Raw genomic sequence first — 21,892 nt, forward strand, 5'->3', positions numbered from 1 at the left:
GATGTTTGGCATCGATCCGACAGTGCTGGCTATTGTCGTTCTCGCAGCCGTTGCGGCGGCGGCGGTGAGCTATGCCATATTGTTCTCTCGGATCGAGAGCGACAAGAAATCGGCAAGCCGCATCAACCGCGTCAAATCGGCTGAACTCGATCGCACCAAGGTCAAGGCCGCCCGCGACCGCGTGCAGGAATTGTCGAAGCGTCGCAAATCGGTGCAGGACAGCCTGAAGGATCTCGAAAAGCGGCAGCACGAAAAGACCAGGAAAACGCTGTCACTGAAATCCCGCCTGGTGCAGGCGGGACTGCCGATCACGCCCGTCCGCTTCTATCTTTTCAGCGCACTCTTCGCATTTGTGCTGCTGGTCTTGCTCTTCCTCGCCGGCGCATCGACACCGATCATGCTCGGTATTCCCGTGGCCGCAGGGCTTGGTCTGCCACGCTGGGTGCTCGGCTTCCTCGTCTCGCGCCGCCAGAACAAGTTCCTCGACGAGTTTCCGAATGCGCTCGACGTCATCGTCCGCTCCATCCGCTCAGGCCTGCCGCTGAACGATGCGATCCGTCTCGTTGCGACCGAGGGAGTCGAGCCCGTCAAGGGCGAATTCCGGCGTATCGTCGAATCGCAGCAGGTCGGCCTTAGCGTGCCCGAAGCCTGTGCACGCATGACCAATCAGATGCCGTTGCAGGAAGTCAATTTCTTCGCGATCGTCATCGCCATCCAGTCGCAGGCCGGCGGCAACCTGTCGGAAGCGATCGGCAATCTCTCCAAGGTGTTGCGCGACCGCAAGAAGATGAAGGCCAAGGTGAAGGCACTGTCGATGGAAGCCAAGGCGTCTGCCGTCATCATCGGCGCCCTTCCATTCATCGTTGCCACGCTCGTCTACCTGACGTCGCCGCAATACATGATGGTCCTGTTCACCGATCCGCGCGGCCACTTCATCATGGGCTTTTCGGCGATCTGGATGTCGATCGGCATCTTTGTAATGCGCAACATGATCAACTTCGATATCTAGCGGGAGCAAGGCAGCATGTCGGAAGAACTTGCCGCAACATTGACCGATCCCGCCATGATCGTGGCGGTGCTCGTCGCCATCGCCGTCTTCGCCACCTTCTACACGCTTGCCGTTCCCTTTTTCGAGCGTGGCGATCTCAACAAGCGCATGAAGGCCGTCTCGACCGAGCGCGAGCAGATCCGCGCCCGCGAACGCGCCCGCCTGAATGCCGATACCGGCGGCAAGGCCACGCTCAGAAGCCAGAACAACCGGCCCGTCCGCCAGATTGTCGAGCGTTTCAACCTGCGCAAGGCACTCGTCGACGACAACACGATGAACAAGTTGCGCGCCGCTGGTTTTCGCTCGGAAAACGCGTTGAACACCTTCCTCGTCGCGCGCTTTCTTCTGCCATTTCTCTTCCTAGCCGTTGCCGCATTCTGGATGTTCGGCCTCGGCAACCTTGCCGACAAGGGCCTGCCGATACGGGTCTTCATCGTCATCGGCATCGCCTATATCGGCTTCTATGCACCGAACATCTATATCTCCAACCGTATGGGCAAGCGTCAGCTGTCCATCAAGCGCGCCTGGCCGGATGCGCTGGATATGATGCTGATTTGCGTGGAATCGGGCATTTCCATCGAAGCGGCCATGCGCCGTGTCTCCGAAGAGCTCGGTGAACAATCGCCGCCGCTTGCCGAAGAAATGGTGTTGACGACCGCTGAGCTCTCTTTCCTGCCGGATCGCCGCGTCGCGCTCGAAAATCTCGCAACCCGCACTCAGATCGATCTCGTTCGTTCGGTCACCCAGGCGCTCATTCAGGCAGATCGCTACGGCACGCCGGTAGCAACGGCGCTGCGCGTGCTGGCACAGGAAGGCCGCGACGAACGCATGAACGAAGCGGAAAAGAAGGCTGCCGCCCTGCCGCCGAAGCTGACCGTGCCGATGATCCTCTTCTTCCTGCCGGTGCTGGTCGCGGTCATCCTCGGCCCCGCCGGCATCCAGGTCGCCGACCGGTTCTGACGCTTGCCGCTATGAGGGAATCCGGCTAGCTTGCGCTCCCGCATAATTGGCGAAGCTGGGCCACAATCGGGAAGCACGAACGTTTTTTCGCCGCTCGCCTGCGCACCCCTCGATTATCAGGGCAATTCAGCGAAAATGTGCGGCGGTTTCGCGTGAAACAAAGAGATGGAGTTTTGCCATGTCGTCTCTCGGCATCTTTATCAGTATCATCAGTGCATTGGTGATCGGCGCCATGAGCCCCGGTCCGAGTTTCGTTGTCGTCTCGCGCATTGCCATCTCCCGCTCCCGCTTTGATGGGCTCGCCGCAGCACTCGGCATGGGCGTCGGCGGCGTGACCTTCGCTATTCTCGCTCTCGCTGGCCTGACTGCGCTGCTCTCGCAATTCGAGTGGCTCTATCTCGTGCTGAAGATCGCCGGCGGTGCCTACCTGATCTACATTGCTTTTGCGATCTGGAAGGGCGCCAGCGAACCGCTTGCGCTGTCAGGCGATATCGCCGGCAAAAGCATGCCGGCGCGCAGTTTCACGGCGGCCATGCTGACGCAATTGAGCAACCCCAAAACGATCGTTGTCTACGCCAGTATCTTTGCAGCACTCCTGCCGAAGACCGTGCCGGTGGAACTTTTGCTGGCGCTGCCGGTCGGTGTCTTCCTGGTCGAAGCGGGATGGTATGCGATCGTCGCGCTCGCTTTTTCGGCCCAGCACCCGCGCAAGGTTTATATTGCTGTCAAGGCCTGGATCGACAGGGCCGCAGGCGCGGTCATGGCTGGCCTCGGCCTGCGTCTCATCCTGTCCGGATTGAGCGGCAAATAACTCAGTTGGTATTGCTGGCGGCGGCGGACGTCGTGTCTTTCGCCGCGAGCTTCTGCCAGGAATTCTGCTGCGAAAGCATGCCGCGCAGATAGGCGACATTCGCATCGGCCTGCTGCGGCGAGAGTTCGCGCCGCGCGATCTGCTCGGCCTCTGGAAAACGTCCCTGCAGCCCGACGGCGAGGGCGAGGTTCTGGCGCACGCGGCTGTCGGCGGAGGGCTGACCTGCCGCCGAGCGAAGATAGGTTTCCGCCGTGCGCAGATCGCCCGTCAGCAGATAGGACATGCCGAGGTTGGAAAGGATCGACGGCTCGTTCGGCTGGATGTCGAGCGCATCGCGGTAGCGCTGACGCGCATCGTTTGGCTTGCCCATCTGATCGAGGATCGCGCCTTCTGCCGAGATCAGCCGCCAGTCGGGACGGTCTGGCGTCTGCGCCCTGCCGATCGTGTCCAGCGCCTGCTGAAGCTGCCCCGCGGCTGCCTGCGCCTTGCCATAGGCGGCAAGCACATTGCGGTCGGCAGGATTGGCGATGGCGACCTGCTGCATGACGGCTAGCGCCTGTGCGTCGCGTCCGTTCATGCGCAGCAGATTGGCGTAGTTGACGCCGTTGACGGGATCGCGCGGGTTCTTCTCATAGGCCTGGCCGACGCGGTCGGTGGCGGCCCGCAATTGATTGGCGTCCATCTGCTCGACCGGCCTGTCGAGCTTCGGGATCGAGCCGGTCGTCATCCGGTCCTTTGCCGTCGTCGAGCAGCCGGCAAGCGCCAGCATGACGACGGCAGTCGCGGTTCCCTGCAAAATACGCTTCGTGAGAGGAATGGAGGCCGAGACGGGCATTGCGCGATCCTGAATGAAATCGGCGCCTGACCTCAAAGCGGAACAGGGAAAGGTTTGACGCAATCTTCGCTCCAGCAATAGTCTGTTAACCCTAACAGACAGTTAAGAAGTGATTCTGCCCCCGCCTCCAAGGACAACCATGGCCCCCTTCCAGTTCATCGAGAGACCGACCCCTTTCAACACCAAGGGCGGGACGACGCTGCCGATCTTCGCTGTCACGCCCGCCCATATCGAAACCGGCACCATCGATCCGATCGCGCTCGATTGGGCTCGCAAAGCCGGCTACAAGGCGGAAAGCGGTTCGCTGCTTCTGATCCCCACGGCTGACGGCCATCTCGGCGGTGCGCTTTTCGGTCTCGGCACCAATCCGTCGGAGCAGCCCTACATCACCGGCAAGCTCGCCCGCGCGCTGCCGGCCGGCGACTGGCATATCGAGACCGCGCCGCTGACGGCAAACCGCCTGTCGCTCGGCTTCGGCCTCGGCAGCTACCGTTTCGATCGTTACAAGTCCGAAAAATCCCCGGCCGCGACGCTGATGATCCCGCGCGATGCCGACGCCAACGAAATCAAGCGCCAGCTCGCCGGCGTCTTTCTTGCCCGCGACCTCATCAATACGCCGACCAACGATATGGGGCCGGAGCAGCTCGAAGCCGCTTTCCGTGACCTGGCAACACACTACAAGGCCGAGATGTCGGTCATCATTGGTGACGACCTGCTGAAGGAGAACTTCCCGCTGGTCCATACCGTCGGCCGCGCCAGTGCCGATGCGCCGCGCCTGCTGGAACTGCGCTGGGGCAAGAAGGGCCACCGCAAGGTGACGCTGGTCGGCAAGGGCGTCTGCTTCGATACAGGCGGCCTCGACATCAAGCCGGCTTCTTCCATGCTCTTGATGAAGAAGGATATGGGGGGTGCTGCAAACGTCATGGGCCTCGCGCTCATGATCATGGATGCAAAGCTGAAGGTCGATCTGCGTGTCATCGTCCCGGTCGTCGAGAATTCCATCTCGTCGAATGCCTTCCGCCCCGGCGACATCTACAAGAGCCGCAAGGGCCTGACGGTCCAGATCGACAACACCGATGCCGAAGGCCGCCTGATTTTGGCCGACGCACTCGCCTATGCCGACGAGGAAGAGCCCGATCTGCTGATCGACATGGCGACCCTGACGGGTGCTGCCCGCGTTGCCCTCGGCCCAGATCTGCCGCCCTTCTTCACTGATGATGAGAACCTCGCGCAAGACCTGATGGAATCAAGTCTCGAGACGGACGATCCGCTCTGGCGCCTGCCGCTTTACGCTGGCTACGAGAAGGACATCCGCACCAAGTTCGCCGATATCACCAATGCTCCGGCAGGCGGCATGGCCGGTGCGATCACTGCAGCACTGTTCCTGAAGCGGTTCGTCGGCAAAGCAAAGAGCTGGGCGCATTTCGATATCTACGGCTGGGCGCCGAACGAGCGCGCACATTCGCCTGGAGGCGGCGAGGCGCAGGCCATCCGTGCGCTCTACCATCATATTCGCCAGAGCGTCCGCTGAGCCGGTCGTTAAAATTTTATTCACCTTGCGAGGCGGCATTCTGTGCCGCCTCTTGCTTGCGCGGGTCAATTGCCGGAAAATGAAACGTTAGCGTAACGATTTTCCGGAGGGGCCGTGCCGATTGAACTGACCGCCTCACAGGCGCTTGGCCTCTGGCACGGCGTGGCGCTCGACCAAGTCCGTCACGACAACAGAGATTTGACGTTGCGCCAGATGGCGATCCTGCTGCATATCTATCTCGTGCCGCCGCCGCATACCGTGCGCGGGCTGGCCGCGACGCTGAACGTGACGAAACCGGTCATCACCCGGGCGCTGGATACGATGGGCGAGATGGGCCTCGTCGATCGCGTTCGTGACGATGCCGACCGGCGCAATGTCATCATCAAGCGCACCGTTGGCGGCGCGCTCTATCTCGAAAAGCTCGGCGATCTCGTGCGCGAGCAGGGCCGCAAGCTTCCGGTCTGAAAGGCCCCCGACTGAACGGCCCATTTGAAAGGAATTCCATGACGATGCTCGACCGCCGCCTTCACGCTTATCGCCCGGATCTCGCGGAAGCCGGCCTTGAAGGCAAGGTCGAAGCGACGCGCTTTGTGAGCGGCACGCCGGCGCGCGTCTGCGTTCCGGTCATTGCCTTGCGTCCGCAGCCGGATCTTGCCCGTGGTATTGATACGGAGCTGCTTTTCGGCGAGGACGTTACGGTCTTCGATCGTGCTGATGGCTGGTGCTGGGTCAAGGCCACATCCGACGGCTATGTCGGCTACCTGCCCGAACAGGCGATCGCCGAAGCGGTGCCGGCTCCGACACATATCGTCGTTCCGCAGCGCACCTTCCTCTATCCCGAACCGGAATTGCGCAAACCGTATAAGACAGTGCTGTCGATGGGCAGTCGTGTCCATATATCAGGCGAAACGGAAGCGCGCGGCAATCGCTATCTGGTGCTCAATGACGGCACGGCGATCTTCTCCAAGCATCTCCAGCCGCTTGGAGCGTTGGATGGCCAGGACTACGTCGATATCGCTGCCCGCTTCCTGGAAACACCCTATCTCTGGGGCGGCCGCTCCGGCCTTGGCATCGATTGCTCCGGCCTCATCCAGCTTGCGCTGCAGATGACCGGCAGAAGCGCGCCGCGCGATACCGATATGCAGGCGGCTGGCCTTGGCGAGCCGATCGAGCGCTCAGATGTACGCCGCGGCGATCTGGTCTTCTGGAAGGGGCACGTCGCCATCTTCGAAGATCCCGAAACCATCATCCACGCCAACGGTCACACGATGACCGTGGCGCGTGAGAATTTCGACGCTGCCGTCAAGCGCATCGGCTGGCTCTACGAACAGCCGACCGGCTATCGGCGCCCGTTCTGAGATTGCTTTCGGACGGTCGGCGGCTTTGGCCAGTCCTTGATGCCGCCCGTCCAATCCTCGAATGCTTTCGAGAGTTTCAGCACCCGCATGTCGTCGAAGCGTGGTCCGACGATCTGCAGGCCGATCGGCATGCCCTTCGAGAAGCCGCAATTGATGGACGACGCCGGCTGTTCCGACATGTTCCACGGCACCGTGAAGGCGATGTGCTCGAAGGGCAGCTTCGGATCGTTGGTCGGAGAGGGCCATTCGGCCGGATAGGAGACGACCGGATTGGTCGGTGACAACACCGCATCGACCTCGGTGAAAAGCCGGCCACAGGTCTTGCGCATTTCGATCGTCTGATTGAAACCCTTGACGGCATCCACGCCGCTGACATCGGCACCGCCCTTCGCCCATTCGTAGATATAGGGCAGGATCGTTTCGCGGCGCTCCTCGCTCAGCCCGGCAATGTCGCCCCAGAAACGCGCACGCCAGAAATCGTCGAGCCCATCGAGCATGGTCCGTGTCAGCACCGGCCCTGCGGAAACGATCGTCGCACCCGCCTTCTCGAAGAGTTTCGCGGCCTGCTCGACGGCAATCTTCACATCATCATCGACAGCCAGGCCGCAGCCCGCATCGAGCATCAGTCCGATCCGCATGCCGCTGAGATCGATAGCAAGATTCATCCAGTCGAAATCATTCTGCGGCAGACTGGTGCCGTCGCGCCAGTCGGGGCGGGAAAGGGTTGCCATCGAATAAGCGGCATCCTCCACCGTCCGGGTCATCGGTCCCGCGCAGCGACCGACATAATAGGGGTCAACTGGAATGCGCCCATGGCTCGGCTTGAAGCCGAACACACCAGTCCAGCCGGCCGGCAGGCGCACAGAACCGCCAATATCCGTGCCGATATGCAGCGGTCCGTAGCCGGCAGCAGCCGCCGCCGAGGCACCGGCGCTGGAGCCGCCGGGGTTCTGTGTGATGTCCCACGGGTTGCGGCTCAGATGATGGAAGCTCGAAAGACCCGACGACAGCATGCCGTAGTCGGGGCAGGTGGTTTTGGCGAAGATGACGGCACCGTCCTCCCGCAGCCGCGCCGCTGCCGGCGCATCCGCTTCCGCTGGCTTCAACTCGACCGCCTTCGTGCCGAGCGGCACCGGATGTCCCTTGGTGGCGATCAATTCCTTGAGGGTAACAGGAATGCCGTCGAGCGGTCCGAGCGTTTCACCTTTCATCCAGCGCTCGCCCGATGCCATTGCCTGCTCGCGCGCTGCTTCCGGATCATAGAGATAAAGCGCTGCGATCGAAGGCTCCCAGGCATCGATATGCTTTTCGAGCGCGAGCCAGTATTCGAGCGGCGAGAGGCTTTTGTCAGCGAAGCGCCGCCTGAGTTCGCGGATGGTGAAATCGGTATCTGGCATGGTCTGATCTTTCGGGCGGTTTGTCTTGGGAGGACATCAGCGGCTCGCTTCGCGCGGGTCGAACAGATCGCGCAATCCGTCACCCAGCATGTTGAAGCCGAAGACGGTGAGCGCGATGGCAAGGCCGGGCAGGATTGCCAGCCACGGAGCAAGCGAAAGGAAGGTCTGGGCATCCGCCAGCATGCGTCCCCAGGTCGGCGCGGGCGGCGCCATGCCGAGGCCGAGGAAGGAAAGGCCGGCCTCGGTCAGGATCGCGAGGCCGAGCTGGATCGCCGCATGCACGATGATCTGGCTCATGATGTTAGGCAGCACATGCCGCACCGAGATCGTGAAGCGGCTGTTGCCGATCGCCTGCGCCGCCAGCACATAGTCGCGGCTCCAGGCCTGCAGGGAGGTAGCGAGCGTCACGCGTGCAAAGACCGGTATCATGAAGACGGCGATGGCCGCGATGGCGGTAAAGCGTCCCGGCCCGAGAAATGCACCGAGTATCATGGCGGAAAGGATCGGCGGCAGCGCAAAGATCACGTCGCAGGCGCGCATCAGCAGCGCCTCACAGGGGCCGCGGATGGCCGCCGCGGAAACACCGGCGATCGAACCAAGCGTGCCGCCGATGGCGACCGCGCTGATGGCGATGGACAGCGAATTCCAGCACCCGACCATCAGCATAGAGAGCACATCACGGCCGAACTGGTCCGTGCCGAGCAGGCCGAAGGCAAGCGGCGGCTGCAGCTTGTGAATGATCTGCATCTTCGCCGGCGGCAGCGGTGTCCAGAACAGCGATAGCAAGGCAATGGCAGCCAGAAAGCCGACGATACCGATGCCGGCGATCAGGTTCTTTCGCCGGCTAAATCGGAAGCTTCGGCGACGCCGGACAAAGGCGGAGGAAACGATGGGTGCCATCATGCTGCCTTTCGCATGCGCGGGTCGATCACGAGATAGGAGAGATCGACGATGAAGTTCATGACGATGACGAGGCCTGCGAAGAACAACACGACATCCTGCATGACGACGATGTCGCGCTGCGACAGGGCCTGAAAGGCAAGCCGCCCCAGCCCCGGCAGGTTGAAGACGTTTTCGACCAGCACCGCGCCAGCGACAAGAAAGGTGAATTGCAGCCCGAGAATGGTCAGGATCGGTACCAGCGCATTCGGCACGATATGCCGCCAGAGCACGGTGCTTTGCGGCAGCCCCTTGGCGACGGCGGTACGCGCGAAATCCTCATGCATGGTGTCGAGCACCGCAGACCGTGCGACGCGCGTGAGAACGCCGGCCTGCGGCAGCGCCAGCGCCACTGCCGGCATCAGCAGCGCCTGCAGCGCCGGCAGAAGCCCGGCGTCCCATCCCGGAAAACCGCCTGCCGGCATCAGCCCGAGCGTTGTGGAGAACAGGATGATGAGCAGCAGCGCCACCCAGAAGGCCGGCACGGCGATGCTGATCTGCGAGAAGATCGTGGCGATCGCATCAAGGATGCCACCCCGCCGCGCCGCTGCCAGCACGCCGAGCGGCAGTGCAATCAGCACCGACAGTACGATGGCGATCAACGCGAGCGGCAGCGTCACGGCCAACCGCTCGACGATCAGCCCGGCGACCGGTACGCCGTAGGTGTAGGACTGCCCGAGATTGCCGGAGAAGACGCCGGCGAGCCATTGGCCGTAACGCAGGATGAGCGGCTGGTCGAGGCCGAGCTCATGCCGCAACGCTGCCAGTGTCTCCGGGCTTGCCGAGGTGCCGAGCATGATCGAGGCGGGATCGCCCGGCAGCAGATCCATGACGGCGAAGATCACAAGCGAAACGACGAGAAGGGTAAGGACTAGGCCGGCAAGGCGGCGGGAAAGCAGTGCGATCATATCGTCTTCGGCACCCTGTCAGCCGCCACCCGCCCTCGATCCTTACTCTTCCCAGGAAACGTTGCTGAGAACGTTGGAGGGGATCGGCTCGTTCTCCCACAGGCCCTTCAGCTTCTTGTCCCAGACGCCGAGTTTAGGCATGACGAAAAGGTAGAGCGCCGGCACGTCCTCGGCGAGAATCTTCTGCGCTTCGCCGTAAAACTTCGCCTGCTCGGCTGGATCGGTCGTTTCCTGCACCTTCTTCATGAGATCGTTGAAGGCCGGATTCTTGTAGTTGAAGTAATAGGGATCGCGCGAATAGATATCGATGTCCATCGGTTCGGCATGGGCGACGATCGTCATGTCGTAGTCACGGCTGGTCATGACATCCTTCACCCACTTCGCCGGGAATTCCGTGGGCTCGATATTCATCGTCACGCCGATCTCGGCCAACATGGCCTGCATCACCTGTGCGCTGCGCGGCGCATAGGCCATCTGCGGTGATTTGATCGTGAAGGTGAAGCCGTTGGGATAACCGGCCTCAGTAAGCAGTGCCTTGGCCTTTTCGACATTATAAGGCAGCACGCCCGTCATGTCCTGATAACCGGGATCGTTCGGGGTATAGTGGCTGCCGATGGCCGTGCCCAGGCCGGACCAGGCACCATCGATGACGGTCTGGCGGTCGATCGCCATCATCAGGGCCTGGCGTACGCGCTTGTTGTCGAACGGCTTGCGTGCATTGTTCATGCCGGCAACGACCTTGAGTTCGGTATTTCCGACCTTGGTCGCAAGACGCGCATCGCCATCGAAGGAACTCATCAGCTCCGGTGCGGCAAATTCCGGAAAGGCGTCGAGATCGCCGGATTTCAGTGCCGCCGCCTGTGCCTGAGGATCGTTGATGAAGCGGAAGGTCACCTTGTCGAGCTTGGCGCTACCATCCTTGTTCCAGTAATCGTCATTCTTGACCAGTTCCACGTGGTCGCCCTTGGCCCAGGCGGAAAATTTGAACGGCCCGGTACCAACAGGCGTCGTCTTATCGTTATCGGCAGATTTCGGCCCGACCATGACAGAGGCCGGCCAGCCGAGCCAGTAGATCAGGCTGCCGGTCGGGGTGGAGAGATGCAGCACCAGCGTTTCGGCATCGGGCGTGTCGATGGACGCGATCGACGCGAAGAAGCGCTTTTGCGGATTGACGGAATCTTTGCCGCGGGCGCGGTCGAGGGCGAATTTTGCGGCGGCGGAATCAAAGGCCTCGCCATCATGGAATTTCACGCCGCTCTGCAGCTTGAACGTATAGGTCAGGCCATCAGGGGAAATCTCCCAGCTCTTGGCGAGCTGCGGCTGCACCTTGCCGGTCTCGTCAATCCTGACCAGCCCTTCGAAGATATTTTGCCAGGTCACCTGGCCGATGGCGACGGGGGCGGCAATCGTCGGGTCGAGTCCGGTCGGCTCGACGCTCATGCCGAGACTGAGCGTGGTCTTGGCGGCTTCCGCGGGCGTCAGCGCCAGCATCATAATGCCGGCGGAAAGCGCAGCGCCCATCGAAAGACGCCGCATGAGGCGCGCCGACGGCGCGAGCGAAACCTTGATCATCCTGTTCCCCTGTTTGGTTCCGCTGTTCGGCGGAACCCTTTTGCGCATAGAGTGACACCACGGCAGTGCACACACAATGACGATTTTGTGTGCTCAGTGTAGCCGAAAAAGCTACACCGTAATTCTTGGCCCAATGCAAGCCCGTGGGTCTACTCTTTGCTTCCCGCCCTGCGGTTGGCGCGTTCGCGCATGAAGCGTTCGATGAAATCGAGAAGCTTCGTTGCGGCAAAGGAAAGCTGCCGGTCGGGCGCCACGCAGAGATCGACATGCGTGCGGATGCCGGTCTTGCCGGCAAGGGGAATGGCGCAGAGCTGCCCGGCCTCGATTTCGCGGCGAACGGTCAGCGCCGGCAGCAGCGTTACCGCCGCGCCGCTCAATACCAGTTCTTTGAGCATTTCGAGAGAACTCGTCACGAAGACCGGATCGAGGCTCAGCCCTTCCTTCTCGAAGAGCGCGTCGAAGGCCTGGCGGAAACCGAAGGATTGATCGGGCAGCGCCAATGCATATTCGGCCAGCTCCTTGAGCGGAATATCCGGCCGCGACGCTGCGGGATGGTTCGGCGCGGTGATGAGATCATAGGCGATTTCCGAGCGCAGCCGCACCTTGGTGCCGGACATCGGCGGCGCAAACAGCGTCACAGCAATATCGGCTTCCGCGCTGTTGACGGCTTCGATGGCTGCCCGTGCGCTGGTGATCGTCACGGCAAAGCGCAGCTTCGGATATTTCAGGCTGAATTCGGCGAGCGCCGGCGCAAGCAGATTAGCGACCGTCGCACCGTTCGCATAAATGTTGACACGGCCGCGCTGCAGGCCCTTCAAGTCCTCGATCAGCTGCTGCACATGGTCGAGCTCGCGCAGCGTGCGGCCGGCGCGTGCTGCCAGCAGTTCCCCGGCAGCCGTCAGCTTCACACCGCGGGCACTGCGTTCGACCAGGGGCGCGCCGAAGTGGTATTCGAGGTTCTCGATCTGCCGGCTGATCGCCGTCGGCGCGACATTCAGGTTTTCGGCTGCCTGGCGCATGGAGTTGGTTCGCACCAGCTCGTCAAAATACATCAGCGCCCGAATCTGCATTCACCCGTTCTCCGCCGTCAGGCTCTTTTATGTAATCTAGGCAATCAGCGCCCGGCCGTATAGCGGTCGCGCCACGCCATCTGCGCGCCCGGTACCGGAAGCGCCGTGGCCTCGTAGACGCCGCGTGCGATTGCCCGCGCCATGACGATCCCGGCCAGATGGCACAATTCCATCAGGCTTGCCATGTCGTTGCGCTTGTGTTTGCCGGTGGAAGCCGCAAAAATCGTATCGCCGTCGAGCGGCAGGTGGGCGGGCAGCACTGCACGCGCGAGCCCATCATGGGCGGCAACGGAAAGCCGGTGTGCCTCGGCCTTGATCAGCGATGCGTTGGTGACCACAGCGCCGATCGTCGTGGCTGTCGTTTTCACGCTCTTGAGCCGCAGTTGATGATCGATTTCGCTGGGCATGCCGAGCCCGCCGAATTCTCCATTCTGCTCGAAGGGGGCCGCCCAGAAATGCGGGCCTTCGCCGATTGTCGCTGTACCGACGGCGTTGACGGCGACAATGGCTGCGATGCGATGCCCGGCGCTGCTGACGGCGCTTGCCGAGCCGATCCCGCCCTTGAAGGTCGCGGTCGTTGCCCCCGTGCCGGCACCGACAGTACCGAGATCGAAGGCACCCTTGCGGGCGGCCTTCACGGCCTCATAGCCCATCTCGCGATAGGGCGAATGCACGCCCCAGTCCTTGTCGCCGCCATTCAGCAGATCCATCAGGATCGCCTGAGGTACGATCGGGATACGAACTGGGCCGACCTGAAATCCGCGTCCCATCTCCCGCAATCCCGCCTGCACACCGCCTGCCGCGTCGAGGCCGAAGGCCGATCCGCCTGACAGCACGAAGGCGTCAACGGCATCGACCACCATGGAAGGGTCGAGCAGCGCTGTATCGCGCCCGCCTGGCGCACCGCCGAGCACGCTGCCGGAGGCGACTGCCGGTTCATCGAAGACGATGGCCGTGACTCCGGAACCAAGCGAGAGGTTGGTTGCGTGGCCGACGGAGACACCTTCGATATCGGTGAGGAGATTGAGAAGATCGGACAAGCGCGGGCTCCTGTCTTGAAGGGAAGCGCGCCGATAGGAAGTCAAATGCGTTTAAAAGACAAGACTGGTAAAAAACAAGACCGGCCCGTTTTGCCGGGCCGGTCGGAAATTCTCCATGGTGTCGAAGCCGCGTTCCGCATCAGGCATGAAGGGGCTTCGGGTGGCGGCGGGTCATCAGATCGTGAATGGCCAGCTTCACCTCGGCGGGCGAGCTGAAATGCTGCTCGTCGAGGTCATGGACATGGAATTTGACGGCGATGAATTTCAGCCGGTCTTCATCCGGAATGACGATCCCGACCGGGATGCCTGCATATTCGATAACTTCTTTTTTCATTACATAGAACTCCTGCCGCGCGGATGCGCAGGCTATGGCGAATTGACTTGTCTGGTACCGTTGAAAGGGGGACGAATGTCACATTCGACAGTTCGGGCGGGAGAGGGCGCCCGGACGGTCATTGCCAAGCACAGATCGCCCAGGCAGTACGGCGAGAATTTCGAAATCAACCATGTCTCGTTCCTTGCGTTGGCGTTGCACTTGCGAGGTCCCCGAAGAGCCCGGGGGCCGGTGAAAGACCATTTCTATAATCTACAAACTTGGTAGAGAATATCTGATGGTCTATAAGAAACATATTCCGAAACGTGTCAAAATCTCGACGATCCGAAAAATTTCATTCCATCACATTTTAACTTGCAGGAAAAATTCTATCACGCCTTCGTGCAATCAATGTGACGGTTCGAGACGCCTCGAAATCGCCGAGGCAGACATAGGAAGTCGGTTTGATTCCGGCAATGGGGTGTTTCGTTAAAAATCGAAAAGCCTCGAAAAGATCGAATTCGTTAATGCCCGAACTTCCCCGTCTACCAGCCTTCCTGAAGCACCTTTTCCAGCATGTCGACGAAGAAATCAGCACTTTGTTGGCTCAGGCAGAGCGGTGGCTTGATCTTCAACACATTCAGGTGATCACCCGTCGGCTGCATGATGACACCGAGTTCCAAGAGCCGGTCGCAGATCGCCGCCGTCTCTTCGCTCGCCGGCTCCAGCGTCACTCTGTCGCGCACCAATTCGAGGCCGAGATAGAGGCCCATGCCATGCACGGCGCCCACAATCGGATAGCGGTCGATGAGTGCCGCCAGCCGCCCCTTCAGATGGTCGCCCACCTCCCGGGCATTGTCCTGCAGACGCTCCTCGGCCATGACATCGAGAACCGTCATGCCGGCAACGCAGCTGACCGGGCTGCCGCCGGCCGAGGAGAAGAAATAGCCTTCCTTCTCCAGCGAAGCGGCAATCTCTTTCGTCGTGATGACGGCGCCGAGCGGGTGGCCGTCGCCCATGCCCTTGGCGATGGTGATGATATCGGGCACGACGCCTTGCTGCTCGAAGCCCCAGAAATAATGGCCGAGCCGCCCATAGCCCACCTGCACCTCGTCGGCGATGCAGAGACCGCCGCGTTCGCGCACCTGCCGGTAGACCTCTGTCAGATAGCCGTCGGGCAACGGAATACCGCCGGCATTGCCATAGACCGATTCGGCGATGAAACCGGCCAGCCCCTCACCTTTGGCATCGATGGCCTCCAGCACCGGCATCACGGTGCCGAGATAATCCGCCGTCGACTCCGGCCCGCGGAAGGGGCCGCGATAGGTGTTGGGCGAAACGACAGCATGAACCCAGTCCGGCCGTGTCGTCAACGCCTGCGGATTGTCGGCGATGGAGGTGGAGACTGCGTCGCTTGCCACCGACCAGCCATGATAGCCCTCCAGCAGGCAGACCATGTTGCGTCGGCCGCTATGCGCCCAGGCAAGCCGCAACGCCAGATCGTTGGCTTCCGAGCCGCTGTTGACGAGAAACACCGCATCCAAGCCATCGGGTGCCAAGGAGGCAAGGCTCTCGGAGAATTCTGCGACGGCGGCATAATGGAAGCGCGAATTGGTGTTCAGCATCAGCCATTGCTGGCCGATCGCTTCCGCCATGCGTGGATGGCCATGCCCGAGGATCGTGACGTTGTTGACCATGTCGAGATAGGCGCGCCCCTCGACATCGAAAAGATGCTCCTTCCAGCCGCGCTCGATCTGCGGTGGGTGTGCGTAGTAATTCTTCTGCGGACTGGCGAAATGCGCCTGCCGCAGCTCGAGAAGCGCTGCCGTTTCGGGTTTTGGCGCATCGGCGCCCGGTCCGAGCAGCACCGAAGGCGAGGGGCAGAGCGCGGACCACGCCCCGGCTTGTTGCGGTGTCGAAAAGAGCGGCGGCTCGAAGCCGGCGATGCTGCAAAGCTGCAGGCGCAATCCGCCGAGTGAGGACGTCTCGCCGGAGACCGTGCCGAGCGCCTGACCGGCGGCGACCTCGCTGCCGTCATCGACTGAAAGTTCGATGCCGTCGATATGCAGCTTCATATCGGCGCCTGTGAGGACCAGATGCTGGTCGTACCAGGTGATCCGGCCGGCAAAAGGCGCGGCAACGATGCTGCCCGCAGCAAGGCAGATATCCATATGCAGAGCATAGGTCGCCTGGGCTTTTGCATGGTGCAGGCCAGTGCGGGACAGGCGATATTCGCCGTAGCGCGTTGCTGCTGCTCCCGTTTCCGTTGCTGCGCGGGCAAGAAGCCGCCAGTCCATGTCGGTCGTGAGCCAGTTGCCATCGGAAAAATGCGGGCTCTGCACGCCGAGATCGACATAGGCGATGGCTGCGGGATCGATGTCAGGCAGGAGCGGCTGCCAGTCCGTCGTATCGGCACGGGCAATATCGAGACCGGCCGCTTTCAGGATCGCCGCTTCCATCAGCTCGAACGGTACGGACATCGCCGTATGGAAGATGCGCCGGTCGCCCTCCAGATTGCCTCTGACATAGTCATTATCAGGATCGATCGCGATCTGCTGCTCGCCGCTGGCGACGAGGATGACGGCGCGCGCCACGATGAGCGGCCAGAGTGCTTTCAGCTCTCCCTCGGTCAACGGATAAATCTCGTGATAGGCCTTCACGGCCGGCAGTATGTAAAAGGGATCGCCGTCTGCCTGATGCAGCAGCGAGGCGCAGGTCACGGCAAGATCGCCGACCAGCCAGCCGCGGATGATGTCGCCGAAATCGATCACGCCGTCAGGAACAGGCCGCCCATGCACATCAGGGCGGCTGACGACATTATCACCCGTCACGTCGTGATGAACCGCCTGAAGCCGCAGCGACGGCGCAAGCGGCTGGATGCGGCGCACGGCCATGACCATCGTCTTGGCGATTCTGTCGCGCGCGACGCTGTCGGTAATCGAGGAAAGCAGTTGCACGGCCACGGGTCCGGCGCGGCGCAGGTCCCATTGCAGGCTGCGGTCGAGTCCGGGATGGGTGAAATCGGCAAGCGCCTCGGCCAGCCGCGCGCAGAGCGCGCCGAGCGCCGCGACCGAGGCAGGCGCCAGATAGGCACGGTGCGTCAGGCCTTCGCCTTCGAGATATTCCAGCAAACGGACCTGATAATCCTGCTCCCGCACGCTGACGGAAACGATCTCCTGCCCCTCGGTGGACGCTATCACATTGGGAACACGGGGCGCATCCGCCTTGGCGCGCAAATGGTGGATCGCGGCATTCTGCGCTTCGAGTTCCTCGGTCGCGTAGGCGGCATGGCAGATCTTCAACACATAGCGGCCGTCTTCCGTGTCGAGCCGGTAGTTGCGGTCCTGTTGGCTGCCGAGTTCGGACAGCGTGCCGGAAAGCCCGTAATGGGTAAGGAGGATATCCGCGGCCTCGGAAGCGGTAACATCGGGGCGCGGCAGCGCCATGCGGTCAACAAGCGCTTCGTCGGTCATGGCACCCCTCCGCGGCATGATTCGATTACCTAATGAAACAGATAATCAAGCACTTGCCGACAAGCAACGGAAGATTGCGCCAGCCGCGGATTTAGGGGAAGTGTGTTCTTTGTCTCAACCCATGCGTTCGGAGGCGTAGCTTCCGGGGCTTGCGGGGAAGACGATGGTGCGGTTGCCGTTGAGGAAGACGCGGCGGTGGATATGCGCATGGATGGCGCGCGCCAGAACCTGGCTTTCGACGTCGCGGCCGATCGAGACATAGTCTTCAGCGCTCTGCGCATGGGTAATGCGCGCCGTATCCTGCTCGATGATCGGGCCTTCGTCGAGATCGGCCGTCACATAGTGCGCCGTCGCGCCGATCAGCTTTACGCCGCGCTCATAGGCCTGCTTGTAAGGATTGGCGCCCTTGAAGCTCGGCAGGAAGGAATGGTGGATGTTGATGATGCGGCCGGACATCTTCCGGCACATCGCATCCGACAGGACCTGCATGTAGCGCGCGAGAACGACGAGTTCCGTGCCGGTCTGCTCGACGAGATCAAGGAGTTGGGCCTCGGCCTGCGGCTTGTTTTCCTTCGTTACCTTGATGTGGTGGAAGGGAATGTCGTGGTTCACCACGACCTTCTGATAGTCGAAATGGTTGGAAACGACGCCGACGATATCGATCGGCAAAGCACCGATCTTCCAGCGGTAGAGCAGGTCGTTGAGACAGTGGCCGAAACGGGAGACCATCAGCAGCACCTTCAGGCGCTCGCTGCCGTCATGCACTTCCGCATCCATTTCGAACTTCTCGTAGATCGGCTTGAAGCCTTCCTTGATCTCCGCAAGGGTGGCGCCCTCTTCGGAGATGAAGCTGACGCGCATGAAGAACTTGCCTGTGTCGAGGTCGTCGAACTGCGAACTGTCGATGATGTTGCAACCCTTTTCGGCGAGATAAGTCGAAATCGCCGCTACGACGCCGCGCGTCGACTTGCAGGAAACCGTCAATACGTAGTCCGTCATGTCCTCTCCCTCTTCTCAGCCGTCGGCCGTGCTTAGATCAAAGCTGCGGCCGCGAACAGGCCGGCAAGCTTTCATTTCTGCAACAAATTGCAAGCCGAACTTTCACGCCTGCGGCATTTGCTTTCATGACCGCAAGCTTATGACACGCCGCGCGGGATTCCGTTCTGCCTGCGCCGTCGGAAAGCCCGTCCTCGCCTTCTGACGTTTTGACGTCAAATGGCCGGCCGGCTGGCAACCCGGACTTTTCTGCGCGGGGTAATGATTTCGTGAATGATCGCCCCCACGATGGAAGAGAGCACGAGGCAAAGGATCACGAAAATAACAGGCTGCTGAAGCGCACCGATCGGGAAGTGGTTGGCGATAATTCTGAGAAACGCCAGCGTGAAGGCATGCGTGATGTAGATTTCGTAAGAGGCGTCGCCGAGATAGTTGAGCCAGCGGACAAAGGGCAATTTCGAAAAGTCGATGGAAATAGCGCTGTAGACGATGAATATCGCCGGTATGCCCCAGCCATAATAACGGTCGTCCGGCCGCACCAGATCCTCGTTGATGAACAGGAAGGCAAAGCCGACGGCCAGCAGAACCCAGGCCCAGCGTTGCGGCAGCAGGAGTTTCTGGCGATAGAGCCAGCCGAGTGCCACGCCGGCCAGGAATTCGAGGATGATCGGCTCGCCGTAGAATTTGGTGGCGGTCGTTTCCGGCAGCAGATGGCAGACGATCAGGATGGCTGCAAAGGCACCGAAGAGGGCCGGCAGGCGATAATCCTCGCGGATCGGCAATAGCAGCGCGAAGACGAAATAGAAGAACATCTCGTAATTCAGCGTCCAGCCGGGCACGATGACAGGCGCGATCATTGTCGGGTCGACCGGGTTGATCCACGGCATGAAGAGCAGCGAGGCCATCAGATGCGGCAGATCGAAGACCGTTGATTTGAGAAGCGACGGTGCGATAAGCGCCACAGTTGCCGAAAACAGCGTCGCCAGCCAATAGAGCGGCACGATCCTCTTGACGCGCTTGCGGGCGAAATCGACCGGCGTCATGTTTCGTCCGCTGGTGGTCAGCCACATCACGAAGCCGCTGAGCACGAAGAAGATATCGACACCCGTTTCGCCATAGATGAACGAGGTCGCGTCGACGGCGGGATTGACCTTGGCAAGCTGCAGGATGGCATGGAAGTAAACGACCATCAGCGCCGCTATGGCACGCAGATATTGCAGCTGGACAAGCATCTGGTGTCTTGCTCCCACAGGCTCCCGCGGATCGCCCGTCGGGTAGCCCGCTTCGTCAACTCAGTACATTTGCCGGACGACCCTGCCGGATGCGTGGCGTGTCGCGGAAACGCATGAACCCGATGACAAGCCAGAGAAGGCCGGCGATCTTCATGGAGAAGATTGCCGTTCCTCCGATCATCATATTCAGAAAAATGAAAAGAGAAAGTGAATGCGCGCAGCGTCTTTGTGCCGGGCTTGTGCCCGCCGGGAACAGGCAGACGAAGAGCCAGAAGGCGATGACGCCGAAGATCGTCGCGCCATAGACGAGATAGACATAGCCGCTGTCGGCGAATTCGGCGACTTTATCGACCGAAAGCCCGAGGATCGCCAGCGGATCGAGATCTATCAGTTTCTTCATCGTCAGATTGATACGGCCGGTGAAGTTGTCGCCGATCGCATTGGGGTCCTTCATGTAGACAAGGAAGCCGGCGCAAACGATGAGCGGCATCAGTGCCAGATTGAAGACCTTGGGAATTTTCGGAAAGACGAAATAGCCGCCGATACAGCAGATGCAGAAGATCAGCATCGTGCGGGTGTCGTTTGTCGTCAGGATCAGGAGCGCCGTCGCTATGGCCAGAGCCCGATCGACCCGTGTCAACCTATCCCACATCGAAATAAGGTAGATCGCGATCACGCCGCAGAAATTGGCAAGCGATACCTGTTCCAGAAAGATCGATGACGAACGATGGTCGATGATGCCGAAGGAGAATCGACCTGGAAAGCCAAGCGCATTCTGGAACAGGCCCGTCGTGTTGAAGCTGAGCGGCTTCAGCCCGCGTGTGTTGGCGAAATAGTCGGATGGGTGCACGATGCTGACATAGAAGGGCACGCTGATGATCTCGAAGATCAGGAAAAGCAGTACCATGAAGCAGGCCACCCGGAAGATCAGCTTCAGCGTCCGCTCGTTGCACCAGCCACCAAGCCCCGTGAAGCAGAAGATGATCAGCACATTGCGGAAATGATCGATAAAGGCCATCCGGTTGAGCGCGCTGACATAGATCGTCACGATCAGCGTGAAGAGCATGAACAGAAAGGCCGGAAGGTCTTCCTCATAGATGCCCTTGCGCAGGATGTAGATGATCGCGCTCGCCATGATCAGGCCTTCGCTGGCCGCCACATGCGTCAACGAAAGCGGCATGACATTGTGGTTTATGAAGGCCAGGATGCCGTTGTAGAGAACCGAGAGCAGCCCGAGGATCAGAACAGGGTAATCGAGACGCGAAGCCGGACTGGCCGCATGAGCAACCGTTTCGAATCTCGTGCTTGTCTCTCCAATTGCTGCCATGTCACTTCCCCGCAGGCTTTACCGCTGCGCAGACGGGCGCTTGTTTGGCAACCATTTGCTGAAGCAGGCGCATCTGCGGGCGCTCGGGCGCGTCACGCGGCTGCACGTTGAAAGGTTCGTTGGCCGGCCACCATTCGCCAGCCGCCCAGTAGGAGAAGCCGATCCACGCATCGCTATTGTCGGACATGGTGGTGAGCATGGTCTTCAGGCCATCGAGGCAATCCGCATTTGCAGACGCGCCGAACTCGCCGAGAAAGCCGCGTTTACCGTTCTTCTTCAGCCACGCAGTCACATTGCTGACGGCATCGATCGCGGCGTTTGTGCCCTCGCAGGTCTCGTGCGTGCCGGAGGAATCCGCGTCGAGATACTGATGGAATTCATAGGCGTAGAAATCGAGCGGATCACGCACGCCGAGCATGACGGTTCCGTTCGCGCCGCCGATCACATCGGTTTCCCAGCTTGCAGCTCCGCTCCAGGCCGTACCGGGAACGAGGATGAGATTGCGCGCGCCGACCGCTCGAATGCCGCGGATCGCGGCGTTGGCGGCTTTCAGCCAATCGGTCGCGGGAATGTCATGCGGCTCGTTCATCAGCCCGAAAAGCACGCCGTCCTGATTGGCAAATTCGATGGAAAGCCGAGCCCAGAAATCGGCAAAGGCTGCATTCGTCGCCGGTGGCTTGCCGATCTGGTTCTTGTCGTAATAACCGAAATTATGCGGATCGAGCAGCACGTTCATCTTGTGCTTGCGAACCAGTGCGACCGCATCCTTCAGGCGCCGCAGTTCATCATCGTCGAGCCGTGCGCCAAGTCTCGGCTGCAGCCGCTCCCAGCGGAAGGGCAGACGGATGATCGTCATGCCCTTCTCAGCGAAATAGCTGATCGTTTCTTCGGTTGGGTAGGTGTAGTTCGTGCCGTAGACCCCGCCACGCTCGCCATATTCGGCCCCGGAGAGATTGACGCCATAATAGCAGAGTGGCACGTCAGCGGCATGGGCGGTGGACGAACTGGCCGTGACGGCGGCAAGCAGCAGCCTCTGCAGCAGTCTTTTCCGTTTCATGGCTATCCTCGCGGGTCGCGGCAGG

General features: G+C 61.0%; 19 protein-coding genes. 6 read left to right on the top strand and 13 right to left on the bottom strand.

What is annotated here, in order from left to right; genetic code table 11:
- Nucleotide 1: 1 nt before the first annotated feature.
- The 3 genes from FHT82_RS06685 to FHT82_RS06695 all read left to right on the top strand — a co-directional run bounded on the left by FHT82_RS06685 (nt 2) and on the right by FHT82_RS06695 (nt 2,819).
- Nucleotides 2-1,009, top strand: coding sequence for a type II secretion system F family protein (locus FHT82_RS06685; RefSeq protein ID WP_183727634.1), 1,008 nt, complete (start codon nt 2-4; stop codon nt 1,007-1,009).
- Between the two features lie 15 nt (nt 1,010-1,024).
- Nucleotides 1,025-2,008, top strand: a complete 984-nt coding sequence (locus FHT82_RS06690; RefSeq protein ID WP_183727636.1) for a type II secretion system F family protein — start codon at nt 1,025-1,027, stop codon at nt 2,006-2,008.
- A 178-nt stretch (nt 2,009-2,186) separates the two neighbouring features.
- On the top strand, nt 2,187-2,819 hold the full coding sequence (locus tag FHT82_RS06695; protein WP_183727638.1) for a LysE family translocator: 633 nt from the start codon (nt 2,187-2,189) through the stop codon (nt 2,817-2,819).
- A gap of 1 nt (nt 2,820) precedes the next feature.
- Here FHT82_RS06695 and FHT82_RS06700 read toward each other — a convergent pair whose 3' ends face one another.
- Entirely contained in the window at nt 2,821-3,654 is an 834-nt protein-coding gene (locus FHT82_RS06700) for a tetratricopeptide repeat protein (RefSeq protein WP_183727640.1), read from the bottom strand.
- Between the two features lie 139 nt (nt 3,655-3,793).
- Between FHT82_RS06700 and FHT82_RS06705 the strand changes: the two genes are divergently transcribed.
- The 3 genes from FHT82_RS06705 to FHT82_RS06715 all read left to right on the top strand — a co-directional run bounded on the left by FHT82_RS06705 (nt 3,794) and on the right by FHT82_RS06715 (nt 6,543).
- On the top strand, nt 3,794-5,185 hold the full coding sequence (locus FHT82_RS06705; RefSeq protein ID WP_183727642.1) for a M17 family metallopeptidase: 1,392 nt from the start codon (nt 3,794-3,796) through the stop codon (nt 5,183-5,185).
- A 114-nt stretch (nt 5,186-5,299) separates the two neighbouring features.
- Nucleotides 5,300-5,650 carry a MarR family winged helix-turn-helix transcriptional regulator gene (locus FHT82_RS06710; RefSeq protein ID WP_183727644.1) on the top strand — a complete coding sequence of 117 codons (351 nt, stop codon included), beginning with the start codon at nt 5,300-5,302 and terminating at the stop codon, nt 5,648-5,650.
- 38 nt (nt 5,651-5,688) lie between these two features.
- On the top strand, nt 5,689-6,543 hold the full coding sequence (locus FHT82_RS06715) for an NlpC/P60 family protein (RefSeq protein ID WP_183727646.1): 855 nt from the start codon (nt 5,689-5,691) through the stop codon (nt 6,541-6,543).
- Here FHT82_RS06715 and FHT82_RS06720 read toward each other — a convergent pair.
- The 12 genes from FHT82_RS06720 to FHT82_RS06775 form a co-directional block, all read right to left on the bottom strand.
- Nucleotides 6,525-7,940, bottom strand: coding sequence for an amidase (locus FHT82_RS06720; protein WP_183727648.1), 1,416 nt, complete (start codon nt 7,938-7,940; stop codon nt 6,525-6,527). The two genes, FHT82_RS06715 and FHT82_RS06720, sit on opposite strands and share 19 nt — an antisense overlap.
- A 36-nt stretch (nt 7,941-7,976) precedes the next feature.
- Nucleotides 7,977-8,840: an ABC transporter permease gene (locus FHT82_RS06725; RefSeq protein WP_183729161.1), complete on the bottom strand. Its 864-nt coding sequence runs from the start codon at nt 8,838-8,840 to the stop codon at nt 7,977-7,979.
- Nucleotides 8,840-9,787 carry an ABC transporter permease gene (locus FHT82_RS06730; protein WP_183727650.1) on the bottom strand — a complete coding sequence of 316 codons (948 nt, stop codon included), beginning with the start codon at nt 9,785-9,787 and terminating at the stop codon, nt 8,840-8,842. The genes FHT82_RS06725 and FHT82_RS06730 overlap by 1 nt, the downstream gene beginning before the upstream one ends.
- Before the next feature lie 42 nt (nt 9,788-9,829).
- Nucleotides 9,830-11,359, bottom strand: coding sequence for an ABC transporter substrate-binding protein (locus FHT82_RS06735; RefSeq protein ID WP_183727652.1), 1,530 nt, complete (start codon nt 11,357-11,359; stop codon nt 9,830-9,832).
- Nucleotides 11,360-11,508: 149 nt separating this feature from the next.
- Nucleotides 11,509-12,429 carry a LysR family transcriptional regulator gene (locus FHT82_RS06740; RefSeq protein ID WP_183727654.1) on the bottom strand — a complete coding sequence of 307 codons (921 nt, stop codon included), beginning with the start codon at nt 12,427-12,429 and terminating at the stop codon, nt 11,509-11,511.
- Between the two features lie 44 nt (nt 12,430-12,473).
- Nucleotides 12,474-13,469: a P1 family peptidase gene (locus tag FHT82_RS06745; protein ID WP_183727656.1), complete on the bottom strand. Its 996-nt coding sequence runs from the start codon at nt 13,467-13,469 to the stop codon at nt 12,474-12,476.
- A gap of 139 nt (nt 13,470-13,608) precedes the next feature.
- Nucleotides 13,609-13,803 carry a hypothetical protein gene (locus FHT82_RS06750; RefSeq protein ID WP_007813230.1) on the bottom strand — a complete coding sequence of 65 codons (195 nt, stop codon included), beginning with the start codon at nt 13,801-13,803 and terminating at the stop codon, nt 13,609-13,611.
- A gap of 524 nt (nt 13,804-14,327) precedes the next feature.
- Nucleotides 14,328-17,255, bottom strand: a complete 2,928-nt coding sequence (locus tag FHT82_RS06755) for an aminotransferase (protein ID WP_183727658.1) — start codon at nt 17,253-17,255, stop codon at nt 14,328-14,330.
- Between the two features lie 114 nt (nt 17,256-17,369).
- On the bottom strand, nt 17,370-18,254 hold the full coding sequence (gene purU, locus FHT82_RS06760) for a formyltetrahydrofolate deformylase (RefSeq protein WP_183727660.1): 885 nt from the start codon (nt 18,252-18,254) through the stop codon (nt 17,370-17,372).
- A gap of 212 nt (nt 18,255-18,466) precedes the next feature.
- Nucleotides 18,467-19,483: an acyltransferase gene (locus FHT82_RS06765; RefSeq protein ID WP_183727662.1), complete on the bottom strand. Its 1,017-nt coding sequence runs from the start codon at nt 19,481-19,483 to the stop codon at nt 18,467-18,469.
- A gap of 55 nt (nt 19,484-19,538) precedes the next feature.
- Nucleotides 19,539-20,810, bottom strand: a complete 1,272-nt coding sequence (locus FHT82_RS06770; protein ID WP_183727664.1) for a hypothetical protein — start codon at nt 20,808-20,810, stop codon at nt 19,539-19,541.
- 1 nt (nt 20,811) lies between these two features.
- Nucleotides 20,812-21,867, bottom strand: a complete 1,056-nt coding sequence (locus tag FHT82_RS06775) for a glycoside hydrolase family 5 protein (protein ID WP_183727666.1) — start codon at nt 21,865-21,867, stop codon at nt 20,812-20,814.
- Nucleotides 21,868-21,892 lie beyond the last annotated feature (25 nt).

This window comes from Rhizobium sp. BK275 (assembly GCF_014193555.1).
In the GTDB taxonomy this organism is placed as follows: Bacteria; Pseudomonadota; Alphaproteobacteria; order Rhizobiales; family Rhizobiaceae; genus Rhizobium.